The following is a 7,906-nucleotide window of genomic DNA, read 5'->3' as shown; positions in this document are numbered from 1 at the left end:
TAGTTGTCAACTTCTGCGAAGTTTTTAACTTATTTTAAATCGCTGTGTTTTTCAGCGACCATTTCATCTTATCATTTTCATAGTAAGAAGTCAATAGTTATTATTTCTTTCAGCAATCAGCCAAAAGCGATGAAGTTTTTTGTTTATCTTAGTTGGTGCTTATTTATATTAATCCTTTCCCACCATAAAGTCAACACATTTCATGCAATTCCTTATTAAATGATTTAAGCAACTATATAGAGGAATAAATGTGCCTTTCTTACCTCGGCCTCCATTTAAAACATATAATCCAGCAAATCATTAATTCCATCTATTTTTATAAATCAAAGACCCCTTTGAAAATGATTTCCCTTCAACCTAGTAAGCTTTTGCAAGACCAATAAAACCTCCTAGTGATGTGTAAGGGCATTAACAACCTATATAGATGAAGGTAAACGTATAATCAGATCTCCTAAATCAAATACTAAAAAATTGATTGCTTTAAAATAAACCGTTAAATCACGAATCCCATTGTCCAAATATTAAAAAATTTTTTTACAATTTTACTTTCTTGTACTATAATAAATATATTTTAAAAATTTCAGGATAGACTTTTAATCATTATAAAAATAGTAGGGAGAGGGATTTATAAATGATTAATAAAAACACATCTTTGAGGATGCAAAGTATCGTTTTTATTGGCTTTATGGGAGTAGGAAAGACGACGATCGGACAGAAGGTAGCAAGGAAATTATATAGGGACTTTATTGATATAGATCAAGAAATTGAAAAGGAATTCAATATGCCCACTACAGAAATATTCAAGAAGTTTGGTGAAAAAGCTTTTCGCGAAAAAGAAAAAAGTGTAATTGAAAGCCTTAGTCAACAACAATTGAAAATCATTTCAGTTGGAGGCGGGGCATTTTTACAAGAGGATATACGGAATATCTGTTTATCCAATTGCATTGTCTTTTACCTGGACTTATCTTGGGAATACTGGAAAGAGAGAATAGGCTTACTTATTGATAGTAGACCTGTTTTACAAAGCCGGTCACTTGAGGAAATTGAAGAACTCTTTTACACCAGACAAGAAATATACTCCTATCATCATTCAAAAGTGAATACCAATGATCTTGATGTTGATGAAGTTGCAGACTTTATAGTCGATTCATTGAAAGTTGCCTGGGATATTTATGAACCGCTTAAGTAAGACCCGCTCTTTCATTTAATCGATTTTCCCAATAAAAGAATAATAGAAAAGATGAAAAGGGTACAGAGGCATGGATACCTAACCTCCTGTAAACTAATCACCTTTTTATTTTTCTTTATTAGGAAGACTCTCTAATAATCAGTTCTGGATTCAATATGATTCGCTGTTGATCACGTTCAATTTTCTCCATTTGCTGGTACAGGAGATTCGCTGCCTCTTTTCCAATACGTCTAGGGAATGAGGAAATGGTGGTTAGCGGAGGATGATAGATTTCTGCGACTGGAACGTTATCGAACCCAACGATATCTATATCTTTTCCAGGAGTAAATCCTTTCATCATTAATCCTTGCATAACACCGAAAGCAATTAAGTCGCTAAAGCAAAAAATCGCGGTAGGCGGATTAGGATTCTCAAGTACTTTCAATACAGCCTCCAGCCCTCCTTCCCGTGTAGGGGCACTATCTATCACCAGCGATTCATCCACTTCCAATCCCGCACTTGAAAGAGCTTCACGGTATCCCTCCATTCTCTCGATCCAAGTAGAAGATTCCTTGATGCCACCAAGGAGCGCAATTCTTTTATGTCCCTTTCCAAGGAGATGATCAACAGCCATCCTGGCTCCTTCTGGATAGTCTATGCCTACATAGTCGCTATTCACTCCAGGTAGTTCCCTAACAGCAAGGACCATTGGCGTGTCAATTTCATTTAACCGTTCAATTGTATCTTGTGAGCTTTCAGAGACAGGACAAAGAATCAGGCCTCCCACCCTATGTTCCATCATGGTTGAAAGGAGATGGTCTTGCTTGGCGACCGAGTCGAATGTAGTTCCCAGCAACACTGTATAACCGACCTCATCCAATGCGTCATGAACGCCTATCAGGAATTCAGAAAAAAAGGTGTTTGATATGTCGGTAATAATGATTCCTACAGTATCAGAGCTCTGCGACCTTAGGTTGGCTGCAATTCTATCGTATACATAACCCAGTTCATGCATGGATTTTAATACCTTTTGTCGCGTCGCTTCCGATATTCGAGGATTATTGCGAACGATAAGGGAAGCAGTGGATGTAGAAACCCCAGCATGTTTCGCTACCTGTTGCAGCGTGACCCGCCCTTTTTTGGATTGTTTCATAGTTCAATCACCATCTTGAATGTATTTTTGATGTACTTATTATTATCATGTTCTTATTATAATAATAATATAGTTACTGTCATTATTACACCATTGCTTTCGGAACATGGGTATACCATCGATTAATACTCACTCCCTACATCTATATCAAATATTCAAGTCCAAAAAAAAAAACGCCACCCTAGTTCTAAAAGATGGAGTTTTAAGTAATCCTTCATATTTATTAGCCATGGTTAAATATGGTCTGGTGCTGTGTCAATTTTTTATATCGGTAATAAACAAAAGCTGCAGCTAGAATTCCAATAGTTGCAATAAAGCAATCAAAAAGAAATATATGCGATATATCCCCGCTCTTAGCGATCAAACCCGTTGCAATTGGTAAAATGACGCTCGCCAAACTTGAAGCCGTCGCAACGATCCCTGTTACAGTTCCTTTTTTCCTCCAGAAGAGTTCAGTCATTATTGCAATGGTTAATTGAAATATCCCAGCTGTCGAGGCCCCAAGGAAAAAAGAGCAAATACTTAAGACAATGGGTGAATGAATCGTTAATATGATGATTACCGTAAGTAAAGTAATCATTGGATAAAGCAATATCACCGTCACGGGCTTGATCCATTTGTTTAATAAGATGGATAATAGCAGGACGGAAATAAGTGATCCAACACTATAATAACTCAATAATTTAATTGCACTTGAAGATGGCATCCCTGCGACTTCCTGGCCGAAGCTCGGTAACCAGATTTGCGAAACTGTAAATAACGCAGTTGATGTAAACCCAATTATGATTAATGCGACTCCTTCGCTCCAAAATTTAGGTTCAGTTATGAACCTGTTACTATGCAAATCCTCCTCATGATTTGCAGCATCGGATTTGCTTTTTGGAAATGAAGCGGACAAAACAAAGAACATATTCAAGAAGTAGACTACAGCCGGTAATAAAAATGCAAACCCGTAAAATAATTCATTCCTAGTAAGAAACAAGATGATGAATGGCAGGATGGTTGCACCAAGTGAACCAAAAGCCTTAACCATAACACTGGCGGAACCAGCAGATTCAGGAAACATTTCAGTTAGCGCCGGATATGTACCAGCATCCATGGCTGAGTTCGAAATTCCCGCAAGTAAAGCAAATACAAACGCCATTTCATATGTGGGGGAAAATGGAATCCCTAATAAAAAAACTCCCATTATTACCGAAGATACTATGATCAATGGCTTTCTCCCAAATTTATCTGATAATACTCCTGAGAGACCATACGTGAGTAACCTGCCTATTCCTATTGCTGCAATAAGATAACTAATGCCAGTAGAGTCTGTATCCCATTGTTCTGTTAAAGAGGGCATGTTTGAGGCGAGAATTATATTTACCATCCCTAGCAGGAAATAGTTAATATACATGCCAGATGCCGCTTTAAAATACTGATTTTTCATTATTACACCCCTATAATAAATCACGTTGTGTTTCTCCCCTAGAACGCTTTAATGCAAAATGTAATTACTTTAAAGCCTCCCCTTTTATGTTATCCATTTAAATGAAAACCACTTTTCAAAAAAAAAAACGCTAAGAAAAACAAGGGATTTCACTCCCTGCATTTCTTAGCTCTGAGGTATCTGCACTCATTTAATGTAATCAATTAACGATGATGCACATCAAGTATGAAAAAACCTCTATTTGGAGAATGATCCCCAGAGTGGAATCGTATTATTCTGCAAACAATTGCTCTTTGATGTAATCAACAGGCATCTGTTGACCTGTCCATAATTCAAAGGCAAGTGCACCTTGCCAAAGCATCATCCCAAGACCATTAATAGCTGTAGCACCCGCAGCCTCAGCTTGTTCCATTAGTTTTGATTTACGTGGGATGTAAACAACATCTGTTACGATTAAATCAGGACGCAGCATTGATTCGTCTTGAATGACACTTAAGCCATCAAGCGGTTTCATGCCAACGCCAGTTCCATTTGCCAAAATATCACTAGTTGCGATTTCAGCCTTTAATTGTTCAACATTTTCAAGAGGGTATACATTGGCTTTCACATTTAAGTGCTTCATATCTTCATTGATGATTCGTACATTCTCTTCTGCTTGCGGGAAGAAAGCATCATCACGAGCAAAAATGCTGATTTCCGCCACACCTTCCAGCGCAGATTGAATGGCAATTGGAGTAGCAGCCCCCCCAGAACCGATAAGAGTCATTTTCTTTCCTTTAATATCAATACCATGTTCTTTTAGGTTCCGAGTATATCCCATTCCGTCTGTGCTGTGCCCTACGAACTTTCCATCGACATTGACAACTGTATTAACTGCCCCAGAAAATTTAGCACTGTCTGCCAATTCATCTAGATATGGAAGGATCTTCATTTTATTAGGCATGGATACGTTAAATCCTTTTACATTTAATGCACGCATCCCTTTTACTGCATCTTCCAGCTCTTCATTTCCAACTTCAAATGCTAAATAGGCGCAATTCAAGCCTAATTTATCGAAAGCTAAATTATGCATGGCAGGTGATAAAGAATGTCCGATAGGTGTTGCCAGCAATCCTACTAATTCTGTTTTCCCATTAATTCGTCCTAGATTTTCCATGTTCTATTCCCCCTGATTTTTTAAGTTTTATATAAATTCCTTATTGGAAGGAATTATAAGTTAAATATTTTGATCAATGATCTCCAATACATCTCTTAATTGAGTAACAGGAATTTGTCCTGGGGCAGATGCTTCTTTTCCTGCACCAAATGTACAAGCAGATCCAAACACCGCACCTGATAATCGGCTGACCAGGCCTGTACCCGACATTGACATCGTAATGAATGGGCGATCGGCATACTTTGTTTTCATCGTGTAAGTTGCATCTAATAAAATGAGTAAGTCACCAACCGTTTGGGGCATCACAGCGATTTTTGGAATATGGGCGCCAAATTCCTGCATTTTACGCAATCGGTAAATGATTTCTTCTTTTGCCGGTGTCTTATCGAAATCATGGTTACACATTACTACGTATACGCCATTTTCCTCAGCTACCTGTACAGTCTCCTTCACTGATGATTCCTCAAAAAACAACTCCACATCGACAAGATCAATATTCTTCGTTTTAATAGCTGTATGAAGAAGTTGGAAATAATAAACATCGCTGATTTCCTTGTTTCCGCCTTCTTTATGGCTTCTAAAAGTGAAAAGCAGCAAAGTATTTGGAACAGCACTTCTAAGTTTTGAAATCATATCTGAAACGGCTTCTAAGCTTTCGACTTGTTCAAATACATCTACTCGCCATTCAATGATATCCGGCTGTAGCGCATTTACCGTTTCAACTTCTTTAAGCAGTTCCTCTTCGGTTGTCCCCATTAGAGGAACGATGATCTTTGGAACCCCTTCTCCGATCGTTACGTCTTTGATCGTGATTGTTTGCATGGATGTTTCCCCCTTTTATCATTATCATCAGTGGGGTTCATGCCCCACTGATGTTCGGCTAGACTGATTAATTGGATACCTTAATTACCTTTTTGTATCGATAGGCAACGAATACGGCCAATAAAATACTAACTGCCGCAATTGCCACATCAAACAAGAAGACCGCAGTTAACCCAGCACTCTTAGAAATGATACCAGTAATGAAAGGTATGATGATAAAGGCTGAACTACCTGCAATGTTTACATATGAAGTAATCGTACCTTTATTGGCAGGGAAGAATTCTGTGATTATTGTCATGGCTAATTGGAATACCCCTGCAGTTGAAAGCCCTATGAAGAAAGCGCTCAAAACAGTTATAAATGGTTGCTGGATATAAATGAGTGACAATAAAGATAATGCTGCAATGACCGGATAGATAATCATGACGGTAATGGGCTTAATTACTTTATTCAATAGAACTGCTAGCAAAATGACAGAAACAAGGGAGCCAATGCTATAGTAACTAAGCAATTGAACAGCCTTAGCTTGGGTTAGCCCCAATACATCTTGTCCGAAGTTCGGGAGCCAGACTTGAACCAGCATGAATAAAGCAGTTGATGTGAAGCCTAATAGTATGACTGCCAAACCTTCCTGAGCAAACTTCGGTTTTGAGAGGAATTGCTGTTGAAGCGGAACAGCTTGTTCATCATTCTGAGTTTGGCTTTGAGCTTTATGATCCGGGAATGAAACCTTAAGCAGGAAAAACCCATTAACAAGATATACAGCAGCCATTAAGAAGAATGTATACCCGTAAAACATATCTCTAGCTATAAAGAACGCCATGATAAATGGAAGAAGTGCGGCACCGATTGAAACGAAAGCTTTTACTAATACGGTAGCGGAACCAGCTTTCTTTTGAAAAGCCTCAATAAGTGCTGGATACGTACCTGCATCCAAAAATGAATTTGCAATACCAGCACATACAGCAAATATAAATGCCAGTGTATAGTTAGGAGCCAAAGGTATGCCTATTAGGAAGATCAGGTAGATAAAAGATGCTGAAACGACAAATGGTTTCCTTCCTAATTTATCCGACAGTCTACCCGCGAAAAACAAGGAAACTAACTTACCGATTCCTATAGCAGAAACCAAGTAACTTATCCCTGAGGCACTTGTGTTTAATTGATCGGACAAATTTTCCATATTTGACCCGATGATAATATTGATCATGCCTAAAATGAAATAGCTAATATATAAACCAGTGGCCATTTTTATAAATGGATTTTTCATGTAACACACCCCTATTAAAAATTATCGAAATGCAATTTGATTCTTAAGCCTTTCAGAAGTTGCCCCCTTGCCCCATACCATAAATTCAAGAACAAAATTACGTACTAAATAAAACAATAAGTAAACCGGCTTTAGTTAGTACATCGTTCTACTAACTTTTCGCATAACTAGTATATCGTTCTACTAAAAAATTAGTATTGGTATATCGTTCTACTATAAACCGATTACGTTCTAAATTCAAAAAGTATTGAATTAACACTTATACTAGATTTAATTAGTTAAATTTATTTAGTATATCGTTCTACTGGATTATTATACTGCGCTAATTTAATTGTGTCAAACTCATGAAGCAGTCCTTAATAACTATAGAGCAATTACTCATACTCATTATTCCTGGATTTCGAAGTGCTCATTTTTGATCTTATTTACCTTAAAAGCACAGCCATACCTTGGATTCGTTACTGTTCATAAAAGATGAAGCATACTTTTATTTGCTGTAGCACAAAGTATTTTTTATCATTTATTAAGCTTCCGATATTCTCCACTTTTTTAGTTACCAGTTTCTGAATAAATTTCTTTTTAGCTAAAATATATGTACTGCTGCTTATTTAAATACTATTATCCAGTTATTTGCAATCTGATTGATTAACCCATTTCTAAATAATATCTCAACTTACCCTTCTAAAGGTGAAAAAACGTCTTCTCTATAATGGAAAATAACAAGGCTTCATACTTTTCATAAACGCAAAAAAAGACCTGCCTGATGGCTGATCTTTTGAATGGCTTGGCGGCGTCCTACTCTCACAGGGGGAAACCCCCAACTACCATCGGCGCTGAAGAGCTTAACTGCCGTGTTCGGAATGGGAACGGGTGTGACCTCTTCGCTATCGCCACCAAACATATAA

Annotated in this window: 6 protein-coding genes and 1 rRNA gene; 1 reads left to right on the top strand and 6 read right to left on the bottom strand. The window is 37.6% G+C overall.

The features are described from left to right. Positions 1 to 631: 631 nt before the first annotated feature. On the top strand, positions 632 to 1,189 hold the full coding sequence (locus LQ188_RS26630; protein WP_053533572.1) for a shikimate kinase: 558 nt from the start codon (positions 632 to 634) through the stop codon (positions 1,187 to 1,189). Between the two features lie 118 nt (positions 1,190 to 1,307). Here the strand turns inward: LQ188_RS26630 and LQ188_RS26625 are convergent, their stop codons facing one another. The 6 genes from LQ188_RS26625 to rrf all read right to left on the bottom strand — a co-directional run bounded on the left by LQ188_RS26625 (position 1,308) and on the right by rrf (position 7,899). Then, positions 1,308 to 2,321: a LacI family DNA-binding transcriptional regulator gene (locus tag LQ188_RS26625; protein ID WP_101226130.1), complete on the bottom strand. Its 1,014-nt coding sequence runs from the start codon at positions 2,319 to 2,321 to the stop codon at positions 1,308 to 1,310. A 223-nt stretch (positions 2,322 to 2,544) separates the two neighbouring features. Beyond that, on the bottom strand, positions 2,545 to 3,753 hold the full coding sequence (locus LQ188_RS26620) for an MFS transporter (protein ID WP_101226131.1): 1,209 nt from the start codon (positions 3,751 to 3,753) through the stop codon (positions 2,545 to 2,547). Positions 3,754 to 4,024: 271 nt separating this feature from the next. After that, complete coding sequence (locus LQ188_RS26615; protein ID WP_101226132.1) at positions 4,025 to 4,909, bottom strand: shikimate dehydrogenase; 885 nt, start codon at positions 4,907 to 4,909, stop codon at positions 4,025 to 4,027. A 60-nt stretch (positions 4,910 to 4,969) separates the two neighbouring features. Next, the gene (aroD, locus tag LQ188_RS26610) at positions 4,970 to 5,731 is read right to left on the bottom strand and encodes a type I 3-dehydroquinate dehydratase (protein ID WP_101226133.1); all 762 of its coding nucleotides are present in this window, start codon (positions 5,729 to 5,731) and stop codon (positions 4,970 to 4,972) included. 67 nt (positions 5,732 to 5,798) lie between these two features. Further along, positions 5,799 to 7,001: an MFS transporter gene (locus tag LQ188_RS26605; RefSeq protein WP_101226134.1), complete on the bottom strand. Its 1,203-nt coding sequence runs from the start codon at positions 6,999 to 7,001 to the stop codon at positions 5,799 to 5,801. Between the two features lie 782 nt (positions 7,002 to 7,783). Further along, positions 7,784 to 7,899, bottom strand: a 5S ribosomal RNA gene (gene rrf, locus LQ188_RS26600). Positions 7,900 to 7,906: the final 7 nt, after the last annotated feature.

The organism is Peribacillus sp. Bi134, assembly GCF_918698065.1.
GTDB lineage: Bacteria > Bacillota > Bacilli > Bacillales > DSM-1321 > Peribacillus.
This window is presented reverse-complemented; position numbering and strand designations above follow the sequence as displayed.